Source organism: Anaerophilus nitritigenes, from assembly GCF_004138215.1.
In the GTDB taxonomy this organism is placed as follows: Bacteria; Bacillota; Clostridia; order Peptostreptococcales; family Thermotaleaceae; genus Anaerophilus; species Anaerophilus nitritogenes.
This window is the reverse complement of record NZ_RYYS01000026.1, coordinates 1-18157: the sequence shown is the minus strand read 5'-3', so window position 1 is coordinate 18157 and position 18157 is coordinate 1. Positions and strand designations below refer to the sequence as shown.

Genomic DNA, 18157 nt, shown 5'->3' with positions numbered 1-18157 from the left:
AATAAAGTAATGGAGCGGGATTATGAACAATCCCACCCCAACTATTGACATAGAGCCATAAAAAAGAGCCATAGAATTCACTCTACGGCTCCCAAAAACAGGGTCAAGCTATGCCGAGAGATGAAAGATTAAAATCCAAATTGAAATTTAGGTACAACAAATAGCTGTTAACAAACAACAGTATTGTGCTCCTATTAAACTCAATTTAAGATTTTATCCTTCATCTCCGTGCTTCACTTATGTTATTTGATTGGTTAACATCAAGTGCTGCCGGATAGCATTCCACCTTTCATAATCATATTATTATATATACATATTATATTAATTGGATAATCATGTCAATAATTCTTTGATACAAAAGCCGAGTTTAAATTTATATTGTATATTGTATTATTGTCTAAGAATTTATTAAGTAAATTTATATTATGAAAGTACTCCATACTTCTTAAGTGGCTTTTGAACAAGATATTTATTAAAACATCTTACTCAGTAAATAAAAGTAAAAACATCCCTTTGTTATATTACATAATTTCTACTGTATATCTACTACAATAAATATCCTCACTAAAAAACCGCCGTCACTTATGGTACGGTTCACCCTTTATAATCCTAAATCCTCTATATACCTGCTCAAGTAGAATAACTCTCATTAATTGATGAGGAAAAGTCATAGGTGAAAAAGAAAGTCTATAATCTGATCTTTTTAAAACTTCTTTAGATAATCCTAATGACCCTCCTATTATAAATGTAATGTGACTATTCCCAGATACCCCTAACCCATTTATTTTTTCTGCCAAATCTTCTGATGATAGCATCTTACCCTTTATATCTAAAGAAATTACATACATACCATCTTTTATATTTTTTAATATCTTCTCTCCCTCTGCATCCTTTATATTCTCCATTTCTTTATCACTTAAATTCTCTGGAGCCTTTTCATCAGATACTTCTATAATATTAATTTTACAGTATCTACTCAGTCTTTTTTTATATTCATCAATGGCTCCTGTAAAATATTTTTCTTTTATTTTTCCTACTCCAATAATAGTTATATTCATATATCTACTCCTTTTCATGAAAATAGACGAGGATTACCTCGTCTATTATACTACTAAGTATTTAGGTACCTCATTACAATAATCACAATTATGTGGACTTGACCAATCTGTAAAAGATACTTTGTCTAATTCATATATATCTGGGGATTGTTCATAAACTTCCAAAAAATCATCAATTGCTTCTGATAAATGCTCTGTACATACGACATACATTTTATCCTCTCCCAGCTTTCTTTAGTAAGTTTTTGGTGTTGCTTTAAAAGTCACTTCATATTCTAAATTCTTTTGATCTCTTAAAACTTCTATTTTTACTTTATCATTTGGTCTATATCTATAAAGCGATCTCATGAGTTGAGTCATTCCTTCTACCTTTTGACCATTCATAGAAAGTATGATATCCCCTTTTTTGATCCCTGCTTCCTCTATAGGTGATTTAGGAAATACTTCCATAACAATCACACCTTGATTAACTCCCAAATCATTTTGATAATTTCTAATATAATATCCTACATCAATGCCTTTTATTCCAAGGTATACTTTTGTAAATTCTCCTCTTTTGATAAATTCATCTACAATAGGCTTTGCAATATTAATAGGTATAGCAAACCCAAGACCTTCTCCTGTTTGAATTTTTACTGTGTTAATCCCTACCACTCTTCCTTTTTCATCTAAAAGAGGTCCTCCACTATTTCCTGGATTGATTGATGCATCTGTTTGAATTAAACCATCTATACTCTGAAATTCATTAATTTCAATTCTTCTTTCTAGTCCACTAATAATTCCTGATGTCACGGTTCTTTCAAAAGCTAATCCTAATGGATTTCCAATAGCTACAGCTAATTGGCCTACTTGAATTTCATCAGAATTTCCGAGCTCTGCTACTGGAAGATTTTTCTCAGATATTTTTACAATAGCTAAATCTAATAGAGGATCATTCCATAAAACCTTGGCTTTTAAATCTTTCCCATCATCCAATAATACCTTTACTTCCTCTGTCTGCCCATCATTAACTACATGAGAATTTGTGAGAATATATCCTCTAGGATCTACAATAACTCCTGTTCCAACTCCTTGACCTTTTCTTACCCCAAAGAAAAAATCTCTTTGTAATGTAACTGTAGTAATTCCTACAACAGATGGCATAGCTTTTTTGACTACCGTTGGAATCACACTCACATTTTCATTCTTTGTAACAATTTCTATATTCTGTGGAATGTTATTATTATTCACATTAGGATATGGAATATATTTGCCATACAAATACATAGGTGCTAAATAAGCAGTTAAAATTCCACCAATGAGTGCAGATACCACACTTACTAAAATAATCTTAAAGAATGAAGTAGTATTTTTTTTAGAATACGTATACTTTGGAGGATTTATATAATATTTTGAAGAATCATTTTCCTCCTTATGAAAATCATGTTCATCAAAACTCATTTTATCACTCCCTCAAGAAATTATTTACATAAAGAATAGACTTGACTTACTCGATCTCTATAAGTTAAATCTACACAAACATCTAAACCTATTTTAATTTTTTTACTGTTTAATACATTTTTTACTGTTTCAAATGCCAATTCTGGGAAATTATTTTCTTGGCTTAAATGTCCTAATAAAACTTTTCCAATAGGAACTTTGTGACTCACCATTTCTGCAATGATTTCTCCTGCTGTTTCATTAGAAAGATGTCCGTAATCTCCCATAACTCTTTTTTTTAAATACCAAGGATATCTTCCCATTTTAAGCATCTCCACATCATGATTAGATTCTAAAAGCAAAAGATCAGATCCTTTTATTTCTTCTTTTACTCTATCGTCTACTACTCCTAAATCTGTAGCGATACTAACTTTTACATCATCATGATAAAAAGAAAATCCAACTGGCTCTTTTGCATCATGAGAGATAAGATATGGCTTTATTTGTATATCTTCTATATGAAATGTTTCTCCTGTTTGAAAAAACCTTATATTTTCTTCATCTACTTTCCCTATTTTATCTCTCATTCCTGTCCAAGTATTATTATTTGCATATATTGGTATATTAAACCTTCTAGATAAAATTCCTATTCCTTTTATATGATCATTATGCTCATGAGTTACTAAAATCCCACATACTCTTTTTATATCTTCTCCAATACTCTCCATTGCTTGTGTAATTTTTTTTCCTGATAATCCTGCATCTACTAGTAAACTACCTTTTTCACTAGCAAGATATTGACAATTTCCACTACTTCCACTAGCTAGTGAACAAAAAGTAAACGCCATATCTTTCCTCCTATTTGATCAACATTTTATTTCATTATATCTTATTTCTAGAAAAACTAAAAGACAGGATTATAGCCTGCCTTTACTCAACTCTTTTAATTCTTGCTCCCAAATGCACTAATTTATTTTCAATAAATTCATATCCTCTATCAATATAATGAATACGTTCTACTTCTGTAGTACCCTCTGCAATAAGTCCTGCTACAACTAAAGCGGCCCCTGCTCTTAAATCTGTAGCTGCAACCTTAGCTCCTGATAATCTTTTTACTCCTTGAATCACTGCTACATTCCCTTCTACTTTAATATCTGCACCCATTCTTTTTAACTCATCTACATGTTTGAATCTTCCTTCATAGATGGTTTCTGTAACAATGCTTGTCCCTTTTGCTTGTGTTAAAAAAGCTGACATAGGTTGTTGTAGATCTGTTGGAAATCCTGGGTATACTAATGTTTTGATGTTTACACTCTTAGGCTTATCTTTTCCTATTACTCTTATGGATTCTCCATATTCTTCTATTTTTATACCCATTTCTCTTAACTTCGCCGTTATAGGATCTAAGTGTTTAGGAATTATATTATCAATGATTACATCTCCACCTGTTGCTGCAGCCATAATCATGAAAGTTCCTGCTTCGATTTGATCTGGAATGACACTATATGTGCATCCTTTTAACTGATTCACTCCATGTATTTTAATTACATCTGTTCCTGCACCTCTTATATCTGCCCCCATAGCATTTAAAAAATTTGCTACATCTACAATATGAGGTTCTTTTGCTGCATTTTCAATAACAGTTTTTCCCTTGGCCATACAGGCTGCCATCATAATATTAATAGTAGCTCCTACACTTACCACATCTAAATAAATTTCTGCACCCTTTAATTCTTCTGCTTCTACATGAATCATACCATGCTCTATCCGAACTTTGGCTCCTAATGCCTCAAATCCTTTTATATGTTGATCAATAGGTCTAGATCCAATGTTGCATCCCCCTGGAAAAGATACATTTGCTTTTTTAAATCTTCCCAAAGATGCTCCTAAAAAATAATATGATGCTCTTAATTCCTTTGCCATTTCGTATGAAGCAACACATTCTCCAATACTATTAGAATTTACTCTCATTACTTTTTTTTCTTCATCAAAGGATACTTCTGCACCCAATTGTATAAGAATTTTCTTAAGCACATGAACATCCTCTATATTAGGTAAATTCTCTATATTGCAAACATCTCCTGCTAAAATAGCAGCAGGAATAATTGCCACTGCTGCATTTTTAAATCCACTAATATTTACTTTTCCTTTTAATGGATATCCACCTTGTATTAAAAGTTTACTCATAGGGTCTTTCCAGCCTTTCAGCATTTTATTCTATCCATCCGTTTCTATATAAAACGTATATTGGTTATTTTTACATTACAACCTCGTTACATTATATCACTAATCCTATCATTTGATAAGTATGTGATTTGAGGAAAATAATACAAAAATTCGCAGTATACTCATGTCTACAATGAAATTTCCATTACTTAAAAAGTAGAAGCCATCATTGACTTCTACTTTAATAATTTTCATAAGCTGGAATAAACACTATATTTCCATCTTTTAATGTAAATCTCCAAGCTGGTATAGCCGTTCCTGATTTTATATTATCAGAATTTGTAAGACTAATGCGAGATGGATCAAACCAATATCCTAAATCTATTTTTTTTATTTTTACTTGTTCATTACTGGTTTTTATTTGTTCCATAGATTTTAAAAGAGCTTTTGTAGCTGGAATAATCTCTTTTTTATTCTCATCAAATTGTAAAGGTTTAAGCCATACTCTTTCAAATTTTTTTATTCCTGATGCATTTACAACAATATGCATATAGCTGATTTCTAGAAAATGTCCTTTATATTTTTGTTTAAAAAACACATGATATCCATCTGGTGTCTTTACTGTTTTATCATAAACTACATCTCTATCTAAAAAATCATAGTCTTTAATAAATTGATTCGCTTCATGAACTGCTTTTTGTTCATCCATATTTTGTATATGTATCCTATTATCCAGATTTTCATACATAAGAATTTTGTGGTTGACTATATTTATAGATCTTGTATCTTTACTTTTAATATGAAACTTTTCCCCAACTTCTTTTTCATCATAAGTTTCATATTCTACATTTAATACTGGAAGTTCTAATATTGTCTTTGGTACTTCTGTTTCTATTTTTATATTTTTTTCTTTTAATATTTCTACTACATCTTCTATATTTTTATCATATACCATAGATAAAGCACTTTCTTTAAATATATCTTTTTCTATATTATAAATAAGAAAAAGATTGGTAACAACAAGTGCAATAATCAATATATTTTTTGCCTTTGACCAATCCATTTTTTCCACCACCTATTAAAGGGATGAACGCCACAACAATTTTCCTGTAGCTGCATCAAAATAATAAACTATTTTGTCTATCTTTATAACCCATATAAGACTTAATTCATTATCAGGCAATCTTATTGGATCATCATAATATCCTATTTCAATACTTTGAACACTTTCTAAAACCTTATCTGTAATACTTTCTTGACTCACTTCTTCATTTGTTTTTGCATAATCTTTTTGTATCATTGGAAAATTCATATCGATAATTTGAAGTGAGGATAAAATATAATTTTGTTCTTGATTTTCTAATAATTTTATGGCTACTTTCTCTCTTTTTATAAATCTTGTATACGAAATTACTTGTTCTCCTAGTACCTTTACTTCAATCGGTGTATCTATTATTTTTCCATTATAATTACAATATACAGGAAGATTATTTAGTCCATATCCAAATGAAAAAATATATCCCTTTTGGTTTTCCTCCTCAAAAGGCTTTATTGCTTTTAAATATCCATTAATTCCTTCCATATTGCCATGTTCCAGAACAAAGGAAATAGCCATTTCTGTTGCTTCGTCAATCTTAATATTTTTAGAAGCTTTCCCTTCATCTATTTTTTCTACGTATTGAAGTCTTCCCTTGTGATCTATCTTTAAAGCCTTTTGACCATATCCGTACATATAAATAACAGATCCATTTGTTTCTCGTATTTTTCTTACAAAATCAAGATTTTCTCCAAAAAAAGTTCTTGCGAATGCTTCTACCTGACCTTCACTCAGAGGATCAATTTCTTTGACTACTTCTATATTATGTATATCCTCATTTCCTTCAATAGGCATTAAATTATTATTTTCTATTCCATAAATATCTGCTAATGCATAATATACTTCATAATTTCCATGCTCTATATTTTGAATGAGTTTTTCAAAATTCTTCACTTTAGAAGCTCCATTAATTACATAATAATGATTACTTTTTTCATCTGCCACATAAATAGAAGATTCATCCATTAATGATATTAAAATTTTATCAAACCCTTCAATTTTTTCATATTTACCTAGCTTTTTTTGTTGAATGATCTTACTTAAAAGTCCTGTTTGCATGTTATATCCCAATTTCACTTCTATAGAACGAAATTTTTGAAGATCCATCCATGTTTCTTTGTCTATCTTGTCAATAGAAACATTCTCTAAAGAATAAGATTTTCTAAAAATTTCAACAACTTCATTCCATATGTTATAAGAATCTGAATGGAGAATGGTATGAAGACCACCCCCAAAGTTAATTATAAAACTTTGGGGGCTTAAAATATTAGAAATATTATTTGTATCATTATCCATTTTTATCATCTCTGTATCCTTCACAGAGGGGGTGATTTTGTCTAAAGAAATTTTTTCCCATAATTGCTGATTCAAAGCAATACTTAATGTGAAGAGCATAATTAAAAGAATAGTTTTAAATTTTTCTCTATTAAAGTTTTTCATGAGCACACACCCTAATCATTACTTTTTATCTAGGATGTCATCTAGTATGTTTGTAACATTTGTTTTAGGTATACGTTCTAGTGTCTCATTCATTTCTACTTCCTTATCTTTTACAGTAAAGGATTTTGTAATCGGATCTTTTGAATTTCCCTCTTTATCCATTATATCAAATACCATCTTATATTTTCCTGCTGATAAGTCTTTTAATTGCTTATTATAAAATTTAAGACTTTCTCCTTGATCTACTTTCTCAGGACCAAAAATTAATGTATCTTCTTTTTCTTCTTCTTTATATACACTTAAAGAAACAGATACATTTTGTCTTACCTGTACAGAAATGAGAACACTCTTTTGAACAATAATATCTCCCTTAGGACTAATGATTTCGATAGGTTCTTTATTTACATTGACATTTACTTTGCTTTGAACTGGCTTGTAAGCAGCATGCCCAGTAACACTAGATGCTCCTAATATGACTAGAATCAAAGCACTCGTAATGATTTTTCTGTTCATTATAATTCCTCCCAGTTTACATACGAATCCCTTGTAATAACCACATTATAACCTATTATTGTTACAAACATATTACACCCGTTTTAAAATACAGTTACACCCCTTCAACCAAGGGAATAAATATAGTAACATTTGTTCCTTTTCCTTCCTCACTTTTAATTTCAATATCTCCATTATGAGCCCTAATAATTTGTTGAGCAATAGAAAGACCTAATCCAGTTCCACCTAATTCTCTAGATCTTGCTTTATCTACACGATAAAATCTTTCAAAAAGTCTTGGAAGATCGTCTTTGGGAATGCCTATTCCATTATCACAAATTTTTAATATTCCCTGATTATTTTCTTGATCTAGAGAAATATTTATTTCTCCTTTTTCTGGTGTATATTTAATAGCATTGCTTAATATATTTAAAATAACCTGCTCTATTTTGTCTGAATCTACAAAAACTTTCATTTCCTCATTCTTTGGGAAAAAACTTATATTTTGATCTTTATTTTTTGCATTAATACTTATTTTTAAAATAGAATTTTCAATAATTTTCACCAAATTATTTTCTTTTTTATTCCAATTTACTCTTTGATAGTCTAATCTGGAAAGTTGAAGTAAATCTCTTACCAAACGATCCATTCGATCTGCTTCACTTTTTACTACATTTAAAAAATATTCTGCTACATCTTTTTGATCTAGTGCTCCATCTAATAAAGTTTCTGTATAGCTTTTGATACTCGTAAGTGGAGTTTTTAATTCATGAGATACATTAGCAACAAATTCTTTTCTCATATTATCTAGCTTTTGTCTTTCTGTAATATCTTGTATGACCATAACAATTCCTGTATTTTCTCCTTTTTCATCTTTAAAAGGAGCATAATTTGCATGAAAAATAGATTCTTTAAAAATAATGTTTCTACTTCCTGTCCAATTCTTTGAATTTTCTTCAATAAAAGAAAGTGTCAATTCTTTATTGAATTTTTCTATAATTTCATCATAACTTGTATTTTCTATATTTTCATCAGATAACGCTAGCATTTTCATGGCAGTAGGATTTGCATGTATAATTTTTCCTTCTTGATTGGTGGCAATAAGTCCATCTGCCATATAACTTAAAATCGTCTCTAATTTACTTTTTTCACTTGAAATTTCTGAAAGAGTATCATTTAATTTTTCTCTTGCATAATTAAACATTTCTGCCAATTGACCAATTTCGTCATCAGACTTGACTTCTACAACTTGATTAAAATCTCCCTTTGCCATTCTTGCCGCTTTAATCGTTACATCATTAATAGGCTCTGTAATACTTCTAGCAATCCAAAATCCCAATACAACAGTTATAATAAGTGCTAAAAGAGTAGCTTGAGTTAAAATCATTTTGGATTTATCTAATGTTTTATAGATATCAGAAAGGTCTGCTCTAATATATAAAATACCTTTGATTTCATTGTTTTCGTTTTGTATAGGAAAAGACATGTTTTTAGTAATAATTTCTCTAGAATTATTATTATTAATAGTAATATCTTTCTCCCCTGTTTTTCCATTTCTAGAATCAGTTAGGAGTGTATAATCTAATACTTCTATGGCATTATTATTAGTTCCAGTATTTTTACTTCTTGCCACAATGTTAAACTCTTGATCTACAATAAAAATCTCTTCTTTCAATCCTGTAGGCCACTGTTCAATATTTTTTTGAATTTCCTCTTTATTTTCATCTAAATCTTCAAATTTTCCTATACTTTGAAGCAAAACTTCTCTTCTTCCTAAGTTTGTGAGATTTTCACTTACCATTCCTAAATGATAATTTTCAAACTCCTTGATAATAAATACCCCTACAATAAGCATGGCAATATAAACAGGAAGAAAGTATATGGCAATGAACTTCCACCTTATACTTTTAAACATACTATGTCCTCCTGAAGTAGTAACCTACTCCTCTTTTAGTCAATATATATTTAGGATTACTTGAGTGATCTTCTACTTTTTCTCTTAATCTTCTTATGGTTACATCAACAGTTCGAATATCTCCATAATATTCATAGCCCCATACTTCTTCAAGAAGCTGTTCTCTTGTAAAGACTTGATTTTCTTGAGTAGCCAAATATTTTAAAAGCTCGAATTCTCTTAAAGTCAGCTCTATAATTTGATCTCTTTTTTTTACTTCATATTTATTTACATCTATATTTAAATCTCCCGAAATAATATTATTCATTTTATCATTTGATCCATTATTGTCAATTCTTCTAATATTGGCTTTCACTCTTGCTAAAAGTTCTCTTATACTAAAAGGTTTTGTAATATAATCATCTGCTCCTAGCTCAAGTCCTAATACTTTATCCACTTCTTCTTCTTTTGCTGTAATCATCAAAATAGGCATATTAAAATTTTCTCTTATCTTTTTACACACTTGAAAACCATCCATCTTAGGAAGCATCACATCTAATAATATTAAATCTGGTTCTACTTCATAAGTTTTTTTGACTGCATCCTGACCATCAAAAGATACACTTACATCATATCCTTCTTTTTCTAAATTAAATTTTAATATATCTGAAATAGATTTTTCATCATCTACAACTAGTACTTTTCTACCCATCCACTCATCACCTCAACGAAATCTCTTCATTTTTTATAATTATACTATATTATATCATATCTATTTTAAAATAACTCTCATTTCATCTACGCTACATCTATATTTGACTTAAAAATATAGACAAAAGTTCCATTTTTATCAAAAATATTTTTCTATTTTTTCTCCTTTTCCTAACTCATACAAAATATGATTTAGCTTTTCAAATCCATTTTCTTGAACCATTTCTTTTACCACTTCAAAAGACATTCTATATGCTAACATTTGATCTAAATTTTCAAAATCATACTTAAGTTGTTCCATAGTATATTCTTTTTCATCAAAAGATAGTCCTTCTCCCCAGCTGTACCCTGTTTGAATATATTCTTGATAAAGAGCCATTCCTTCTGTAAACCACAAAGGATAATTTCCTTTCGCAATATCATCTACAATCAAATGTGTAAATTCATGTACCATAGGTCCTTCATTCATAAATACATGCTCTATATCTTGATCTTTAGGTACCCATACATTTGGAGACAAAATTTGAATAGTTGAAGCTAGATAAACTCCCATAGGTGGTTCTCCTTTTTTTAAAGAAGCATTCTTGATTAATTTCTCTGGATCTTCATAAACAATCACTACTGTTTTTTCTTTTGGATAATAAGAAAATGTATCACATACTTGATGATAATACTCTTCAGACGCCTTTGCTACTAGATCAATCACTGCATCATCATCAAAATCATATCTTATAATAAAATGGTCAGTTTCTCTTACTTGATAATCTCTAGTTTTGAATAAAATCAATTCATGTTGTACTTTTTTTAAAGTAGGATAAGCATAAACTTTTAATACATTTTTATATTCTATCAAGCTACTTAATAAAAAAATAATTCCTATAAAAATAATAATTTTAACATTCCATCTTGTTTTCATTTGTATCCCCCTTTCAAAATGGTATGTAAATGGGGTATACAGATTAATTATATCACATGATTATGTAAACTTCATTGGAAATTGTATCCACTTATTTTATGAACACTTTATCTATATTCAGCATACATTAATATTGAAAATAGATAATTTGGAGTGAGCATGATGAAAATGAATGTAAATAAAATAAGATCTCAATTTGTTCATCCTGTAATTGTAGCGAGAATGTCTGCTGGAACAAAAGAATATATTCCCGTTATTGTATATAGTAACGGAACTTGTGATCACATAAGAGATTGCATCGTTGAAGCTGGTGGAAAAATTAAATATGATATACCTCTTATCAATGCCATTGCAGCAGAAATTCCTGCCAAATCTATTGATCATGTAGCTGCTCACCATATGATTCAATTTATCAATCAAGATCCAAAAGTTTTTAAATGCATGCATAATGCATCTTTGGCTGCTGCAGGGCATAGAGTTCATGATTTAGGATACACTGGAAAAGGAATAGGTATTGCCATATTAGATACAGGGGTATACCCTCATGATGATTTAGTAAAGCCTACGAACCGTATTGTCGCTTTTAAAGATTTTGTAAACAACAGAAATTATCCTTATGACGATGATGGTCATGGAACACATGTAGCAGGAATTGCTGCTGGAAATGGATATGCAAATGAAAAATATAGAGGAGTAGCTCCTGATGCAAGTATTATAGGAGTAAAAGTACTAGATGAAACCGGAAGTGGATCTACTTCAGATATCTTAGCAGGTGTTCAATGGGTTGTTGATAACAAAGATAAATATAATATCAAAGTTATGAATATGTCCTTAGGATCTCCTGCAGATAAAGTTTATCATCAAGATCCTTTAGCAAAAGCTGCTGCTTCTGCTGTAAGTAAAGGTCTAACAGTTGTTACAGCCGCTGGAAACAGTGGTCCTAATTCTCAGTCTATTACAAGTCCTGGAAATAGTCCCTCTGTAATCACTGTGGGTGCTGCTGATGATAACCGAACTACTTCTTATGAAGATGATTTTGTTGCAAATTTTTCAAGTAGAGGTCCTGCTATTGGTGGTATTTCAAAACCAGATATGGTAGCTCCTGGAGTAGATATTATATCTTTATCTAATAAAGGACATAGTGCCTATGTAACTCATTCAGGAACTTCTATGGCATCTCCTATGGTAGCAGGTACTGCTACTTTGATGTATGAAAAAAATCCAAAATTATCACCTTCACAAGTTAAAGAAAAATTATTAGGAACCTCTGTAAATATTGGAGATGTTAGATATGCAGAAGGAGCAGGGATTTTAAATATAAGAGCTGCTCTTGACATTCATTCAGATGAAGCTTTAAAACCAAGCTATGAACAACCTCAACATAATGAAAATCAACAGCCTATACGACATCCTATGAGAAGATCTAGAAGAAATTTATCTTTTTTAGAAAATCTTTTAGATCCTAGCTTGCTTCCTCTATTACTACTTTTTTTATAGTATTTCTCCACAAAAAATTCGCATATTCCTATAATATGCGAATTTTTTATGTGTGTTTATTTATTTAGATATTGTAATGGATTTACAGGGGTACCATTTTTTCTTACTTCAAAATGTAAGTGAGGTCCTGTACTTCTACCAGTATTTCCAACTTCAGCAATCTTTTGTCCTTTATATACTTTTTGTCCTACGGAAACTAATAATTTGCTATTATGTGCATAATAAGTTTGTGTACCACCGCCATGATCCAAAATGATACATTTTCCATATCCACTTTTGGTTCCTGAAAATACCACTTTTCCTCCATCTGCTGCTGATACAGGAGTTCCTATAGGTGCAGCTAAATCGATTCCTGTATGCTTTCTTCCCCATCTATATCCAAAAGGAGAAGTAAGCCTTCCACGAGTAGGAGTTCCTAACTTTCCAGTAGCTGCAGTGAGTGGACGTTTTTTAGTTCCTTTTAATACAATTTGTATTACTGGTTCTTTGATAATTTTCTCTTCTAAAATTTTTTTAGATTCTTCTATTCCATTGTGACTTATAATTTCAGCCACTATTTCTTTCATTCCTTCTTGTCCTTCTACTTTGATTTTATTTTCTTTTTCATAAATAGCATCTGTTTCTTCAAATTCAACTTCATAAGGAATTTTTTCTTGATAGTTTGCTTTTTCAATTGTCTTTACAGTCAATAGAGATTTTGGGACAAGAAGACTTACTTCTTGATCGATTTGTATTTTCTCTGGATTAATATCTGGATTGGCATCAGTTAATTCATCTACACTTAATTTATATTTTTTAGCAATCGTCCAAAAGCTCTCTCCTTGTTGAACTTTATGAGTCTTTTCTTCTTCTGTTCCTTGTAATACAAATTTTACTGCATCTTTTTCATCCTTTAATTTTTTTATCTCTATTTTTACTGGTTCTATAGATACTTTTTCTACAAAGCATACTTTTTCAAATTTCTTTTTTGGATCTGCATACATAACTTTGATATCCTCTAATACCTTTTGAGCCTTTTCTTTAGAAGATAGTGCTGTAATTACTTTTCCATTTGTTTTTATTCCATAAGCATCCACTTTAAAATTAAGAGTTTTTAGAATCTCTTTTTTTATTTTTTCTGAACTTGTGATTTCTTTGTCTTCTACTCTAATCTTATTATAGATAATATCTTCATCAAAGGAAATCTTTGTATTGTATTCTTTATGCAATTTAGATTGTATTTGATCCACTACTTGAGTAAAATCATTTTTATCTCTTACAATTCCTATTTCATTTCCACCCACTTTTACTATGTAAGCTTTATTGTAATTATAGGCAAATGAAAAAATTCCTAAGATCACTACTACTAAAATACCAATATGAAATTTTTTGTTCCCACATATACTCAATTTATTATAATAATCTGTTATGATTTTTTTCAAGGTCTGGGAGCTCGAATCTGATTTCATACCTTGCTCTCCCTTCTTTATCTAAAGTAATTTATAAAATTTTTATTGAATTTATTTTTAATTTCTATTATCAACTTTTCCATTATATCATATTTTAAAAATGTATCAATCTTCATATCTTTTCTTTTTATATAGTTTATACATAATAATGGATACTATTCCTTTTCATAGCTAAGCCATTTTTCAAATTCTTCTCTTAAGCTTTGATTAGAAACCTTTTCACATACCCCAAGGAAATCTTCTGTATTAGCATTTTTATATTTATATTTATCAAAATATACCTTCATTACTTGAAAAAATATTTCATCTCCTAATTTTTTTCTTAGTTCCTTTATAAACATAGCACCTTTATGATAAACCAAAGCCTGATATTCATAAGCATTTTCAAATTTGTTAATACTTTTATATACTCCATTTTTATTATTTGGATGACGACTTTCATAAGCATGATAAGGTTTAGCAATTAAATTTTTATACACTTCATTCATTTTTTCTTTTCCATATTTTTTTTCATAATATAAAAGTGTGGAATACTCAGTAAGTCCTTCATCTAACCAAGGTTCATTCACTTCATCATTTCCTACAATTCCATACCACCATTGATGAGCGACTTCATGAACTACTATATACTCTAATATCTCTTTATACTCTTCCTTATAAAGAGATTGGTCAATAAAAACTAAATTAGGATACTCCATTCCTCCAATAAAAAAATCAGAAGCAGCAACAGAAAATTCTTTGTATGGATATTTCCCATAAAGCTCACTAAAAATTTTTATGGAATCTTTTGCACAAGATAAAGCTAGATCTCCAAAAGTATCATCAAAATAATAAGAAAATATTTTTACACCATCTATTTCATCATCCATGGATTGATAATTTTCGCTAGCAATCATAGCAAAATCTCGTACACATTTTGCTTCTAAGGTCCATCTTATTTTTCCATCTACTTTCTCTTTTTTTACACATTTTCCTGTATGAGCAAATACATATTCATTAGATGTTGAAACTTCTACTCTATAATTAGCTACATCACTATAAAAAGGATCTCCAATAGAATGATATGGTTCTAAATTCCAACCTTTTTTATCAAATACTGCTACAATAGGATACCAATTGGCAATATTGACTGTATGTTCTCCATATCCAAACCTTCCATATGAAGGTGGAATTTTTACACAAAATTTTATATCCAACTCTATTTTTTCACCTGGCTCTAGGGAATTTTTTAAATTTACTTTTAATATGGTATCTCCTATACCCATAACAACATGATTTAGAGGTTCATTATTTTTTTGAACATCTTGAATTTCTATATACCCTTGTTCAAAACCTTTTGGATAAGCTCTATCCATTTCATTTTTCTCAAAAGGTACTGTATCTTGTTTTTTAAATGCATTAGGATATAGATGAAAATACAAAGCATTAAAAGTTGTATTGCTTTGATTTGTATATTTTACCTTCTCATTTCCTGTAATTATTCTTTCCACAGGATCAAAATCTATATCAATCCCATAAGTAGTAATATTTTTATCATAATGTATTTTTTCCCCTTGAAAGGTTTCTATGATTTGAAATTTTGCTCCAATGACTGCTACTGCTAAAATACATACTATGACCGTACATAGGACTACTTTTCTGTTGATAGAAAATCGAATCACCTCATACCCCTCCATTCTATTCGTCTATATATATCTATATGTGAAGTCTTTTACAATATGTAATTTTTTTCATTACTTAAATTTAATCTCGCTCTAGGATAAAATATATCTTAAAAACAAGTTGTGATATAATATATTTTAGAGTAATTCAAACGGGAGGGAATACTATTGCTTTTTATACAACAAACAACAGAAATGGATCTTGGGGATACACCCATTGAAAATATATTTATTAATGATTTTATGCCTATGGCAAACGGAACATATGTAAAGGTATATCTTCTTGGATTCAAATATGCCCACGATAAAGATCTATCCCTTTCTATCAATCACCAAACCATTGCAAGACATCTAAGTATTCCTTTGTCTGATGTTTTCGATGCATGGGATTTCTGGGAGCAAAAAGGAATTATCAAAAAGCATTCTTCTGATGATGCTTCTGAATACAGTATTGAATTTTTAAATCTCAAACAGCTTTATATCGATAATAATTTTAAGGCAATCAACATCTCTACAGAAGATGAAAAACCTAGTATCTATAGCTGTTCTACTTCTGATTTGATGGAAGCTAATAAAGTTCCTGAAATAAAAGAAATGTTTTATAATATTAATCAAACCATAAGAAGAGGTCTTGTTCCTAAGGAAATGATGGAAATACTTGAATGGATTTATAATTATAATATGGATCCTGATTTGATTGTAAGAGCTTTTATGTATAGTGTAGAGCATAAAAAAATCAAAAATATAAAATATATTGGCGCCATTATTAGAAATTGGTACGATCAAGGCATTACCAATATGGATAAATTAGATGACTATTTAGAAAAAACAGATCTTAGGTATGTTCAATATAGAAAAATATTTAAAGCATTAGGTTTTTCAGTTAGAGAACCTTCTGAAGCTGAAAGAAATGCTATCAATCAGTGGATCGATGAATGGAAATTTGATATGGATATCATTTTAAAAGCTTGTGAAAACTCTAAAAAAACCCCTAATCCTAATATCAATTATATACACAGTATTCTTCATGCTTGGAAAAATGATAATGTACAAAAGGTATCAGATATTAAAGATAAAAAAAATATAACCCCTAGTCCCAAAAGACAAATAAAGCCTTCTTCTAATAAATTTCATAACTTTGAACAACGAACTTCCAAATACACAAAAGACGAACTTGAAAATCTTTTAAGAAAAAAATAAGGTAGGTGGCTATCTTGCATGATAAATTTACAAGAGAAATCCTTAGGGAGTATGAAAAAACTAGAGATACTGAGCATAAAAAATTAGAACAAAGAAAAAAAGAAGTGTACAAAAAAATTCCTAAAATTAAAGAAATCGATGACGAAATTGCAAAGACTGGATTACTCATTGCAAAAGCTATTTTAGAAAATCCTATAAATTATAATGAAGCTGTAGAAAAAGTTTATCAAAAAATGGAATTTTTAAAGCAAGAAAAAGCAATCTTGCTTACGGAAAATAATATTCCAATCCAATATTTTGATATGAATTACACATGTATTCATTGTAAAGATACAGGTTTTAAGGATAATGGTAAAAAGTGCAGTTGTTTTAAACAAAAATTAATCGACCAAGCTTACCAGATGTCTAACTTAAAAAATATATTAGAAAAAGAAAATTTTAAATCTTTTAATCTTGATTTATTTTCCAATGATCCTTTTGAAAATCATGAACTTACACCAAAACAAAATATGCTACATGTTTTAAATATTTGCGAAGGATTTGTCATAAACTTTGACACAACCTCTCATGAGAATCTACTTTTTCATGGAACAACAGGACTTGGAAAAACATTTTTATGTAACTGTATCGCAAAAGCACTACTAGACAAAGGAAAAATCGTAGTTTATCAAACTGCTTTTAAAATACTAGAAATATTAGAAAGCTATAAATTTGGCAAAGAAAAATCAGAAAATATCAAAGAAAGCTACAATCTTTTATTTGACTGTGATTTATTAATTATTGATGATTTAGGAACAGAGCTTACAAATACTTTTACGAATACTGAATTTTTTAATATTATTAATAGTAGACTCATTCAAGATAAAAAAATAATTATTTCTACTAATTTATCTCCTATGGAAATTGCAAATACTTATAGTGATCGAGTTTTTTCTAGAATTTTCGGCAAGTTTACTATTCTTCATTTTTATGGAAAAGATTTAAGATGGGAAAAGTAATTTCCCGTCTTAAATCTTTATATGAAAATTTTCCATAAAACTTTATTGACATTTTTTTTGCCATCATGTATTATATATAATTGTTGGTGACAAAAAACGACCCATTAGCTCAGTAGGTAGAGCACTTGACTTTTAATCAAGGTGTCCCGCGTTCGAGCCGC

The 18157-nt window shown here is 29.6% G+C and carries 16 protein-coding genes; 3 read left to right on the top strand and 13 right to left on the bottom strand.

The window, feature by feature from the left end:
• Positions 1 to 578: 578 nt before the first annotated feature.
• The 11 genes from rlmH to EK368_RS03075 form a co-directional block, all read right to left on the bottom strand.
• Positions 579 to 1058, bottom strand: coding sequence for a 23S rRNA (pseudouridine(1915)-N(3))-methyltransferase RlmH (gene rlmH / locus EK368_RS03125; protein WP_129596322.1), 480 nt, complete (start codon positions 1056 to 1058; stop codon positions 579 to 581).
• Between the two features lie 45 nt (positions 1059 to 1103).
• Entirely contained in the window at positions 1104 to 1271 is a 168-nt protein-coding gene (locus EK368_RS03120) for a CxxH/CxxC protein (protein WP_129596320.1), read from the bottom strand.
• A gap of 21 nt (positions 1272 to 1292) precedes the next feature.
• A complete protein-coding gene (gene htrA, locus EK368_RS03115; RefSeq protein ID WP_129596318.1) occupies positions 1293 to 2498 on the bottom strand; it encodes a serine protease HtrA in 1206 nt (401 codons plus the stop codon).
• A gap of 20 nt (positions 2499 to 2518) precedes the next feature.
• The gene (locus tag EK368_RS03110; RefSeq protein WP_129596316.1) at positions 2519 to 3325 is read right to left on the bottom strand and encodes an MBL fold metallo-hydrolase; all 807 of its coding nucleotides are present in this window, start codon (positions 3323 to 3325) and stop codon (positions 2519 to 2521) included.
• Positions 3326 to 3407: 82 nt separating this feature from the next.
• Complete coding sequence (locus EK368_RS03105; RefSeq protein WP_129596326.1) at positions 3408 to 4664, bottom strand: UDP-N-acetylglucosamine 1-carboxyvinyltransferase; 1257 nt, start codon at positions 4662 to 4664, stop codon at positions 3408 to 3410.
• A gap of 220 nt (positions 4665 to 4884) precedes the next feature.
• Entirely contained in the window at positions 4885 to 5706 is an 822-nt protein-coding gene (gene yycI / locus EK368_RS03100; RefSeq protein WP_129596314.1) for a two-component system regulatory protein YycI, read from the bottom strand.
• A gap of 15 nt (positions 5707 to 5721) precedes the next feature.
• Complete coding sequence (locus tag EK368_RS03095) at positions 5722 to 7179, bottom strand: hypothetical protein (RefSeq protein WP_129596312.1); 1458 nt, start codon at positions 7177 to 7179, stop codon at positions 5722 to 5724.
• An 18-nt stretch (positions 7180 to 7197) separates the two neighbouring features.
• On the bottom strand, positions 7198 to 7692 hold the full coding sequence (locus EK368_RS03090; protein WP_129596311.1) for a hypothetical protein: 495 nt from the start codon (positions 7690 to 7692) through the stop codon (positions 7198 to 7200).
• Positions 7693 to 7786: 94 nt separating this feature from the next.
• Positions 7787 to 9586 (bottom strand): ATP-binding protein, encoded by a 1800-nt coding sequence (locus EK368_RS03085; protein WP_129596309.1) that lies wholly within the window; start codon positions 9584 to 9586, stop codon positions 7787 to 7789.
• A 1-nt stretch (position 9587) separates the two neighbouring features.
• Complete coding sequence (gene yycF / locus EK368_RS03080) at positions 9588 to 10277, bottom strand: response regulator YycF (RefSeq protein ID WP_129596307.1); 690 nt, start codon at positions 10275 to 10277, stop codon at positions 9588 to 9590.
• 138 nt (positions 10278 to 10415) lie between these two features.
• Positions 10416 to 11192, bottom strand: a complete 777-nt coding sequence (locus EK368_RS03075) for a gluzincin family metallopeptidase (protein WP_129596305.1) — start codon at positions 11190 to 11192, stop codon at positions 10416 to 10418.
• Positions 11193 to 11354: 162 nt separating this feature from the next.
• Between EK368_RS03075 and EK368_RS03070 the strand changes: the two genes are divergently transcribed.
• Positions 11355 to 12689: a S8 family peptidase gene (locus EK368_RS03070; protein ID WP_243109349.1), complete on the top strand. Its 1335-nt coding sequence runs from the start codon at positions 11355 to 11357 to the stop codon at positions 12687 to 12689.
• 56 nt (positions 12690 to 12745) lie between these two features.
• Here the strand turns inward: EK368_RS03070 and EK368_RS03065 are convergent, their stop codons facing one another.
• Both EK368_RS03065 and EK368_RS03060 read right to left on the bottom strand, forming a co-directional pair.
• Positions 12746 to 14137: a M23 family metallopeptidase gene (locus EK368_RS03065; RefSeq protein ID WP_129596303.1), complete on the bottom strand. Its 1392-nt coding sequence runs from the start codon at positions 14135 to 14137 to the stop codon at positions 12746 to 12748.
• Between the two features lie 155 nt (positions 14138 to 14292).
• Positions 14293 to 15798: a M1 family metallopeptidase gene (locus EK368_RS03060; RefSeq protein WP_165000303.1), complete on the bottom strand. Its 1506-nt coding sequence runs from the start codon at positions 15796 to 15798 to the stop codon at positions 14293 to 14295.
• Between the two features lie 168 nt (positions 15799 to 15966).
• Between EK368_RS03060 and EK368_RS03055 the strand changes: the two genes are divergently transcribed.
• Both EK368_RS03055 and EK368_RS03050 read left to right on the top strand, forming a co-directional pair.
• Positions 15967 to 16998 (top strand): DnaD domain-containing protein, encoded by a 1032-nt coding sequence (locus EK368_RS03055; protein ID WP_129596299.1) that lies wholly within the window; start codon positions 15967 to 15969, stop codon positions 16996 to 16998.
• A 14-nt stretch (positions 16999 to 17012) separates the two neighbouring features.
• On the top strand, positions 17013 to 17996 hold the full coding sequence (locus EK368_RS03050; RefSeq protein WP_129596297.1) for an ATP-binding protein: 984 nt from the start codon (positions 17013 to 17015) through the stop codon (positions 17994 to 17996).
• Positions 17997 to 18157 lie beyond the last annotated feature (161 nt).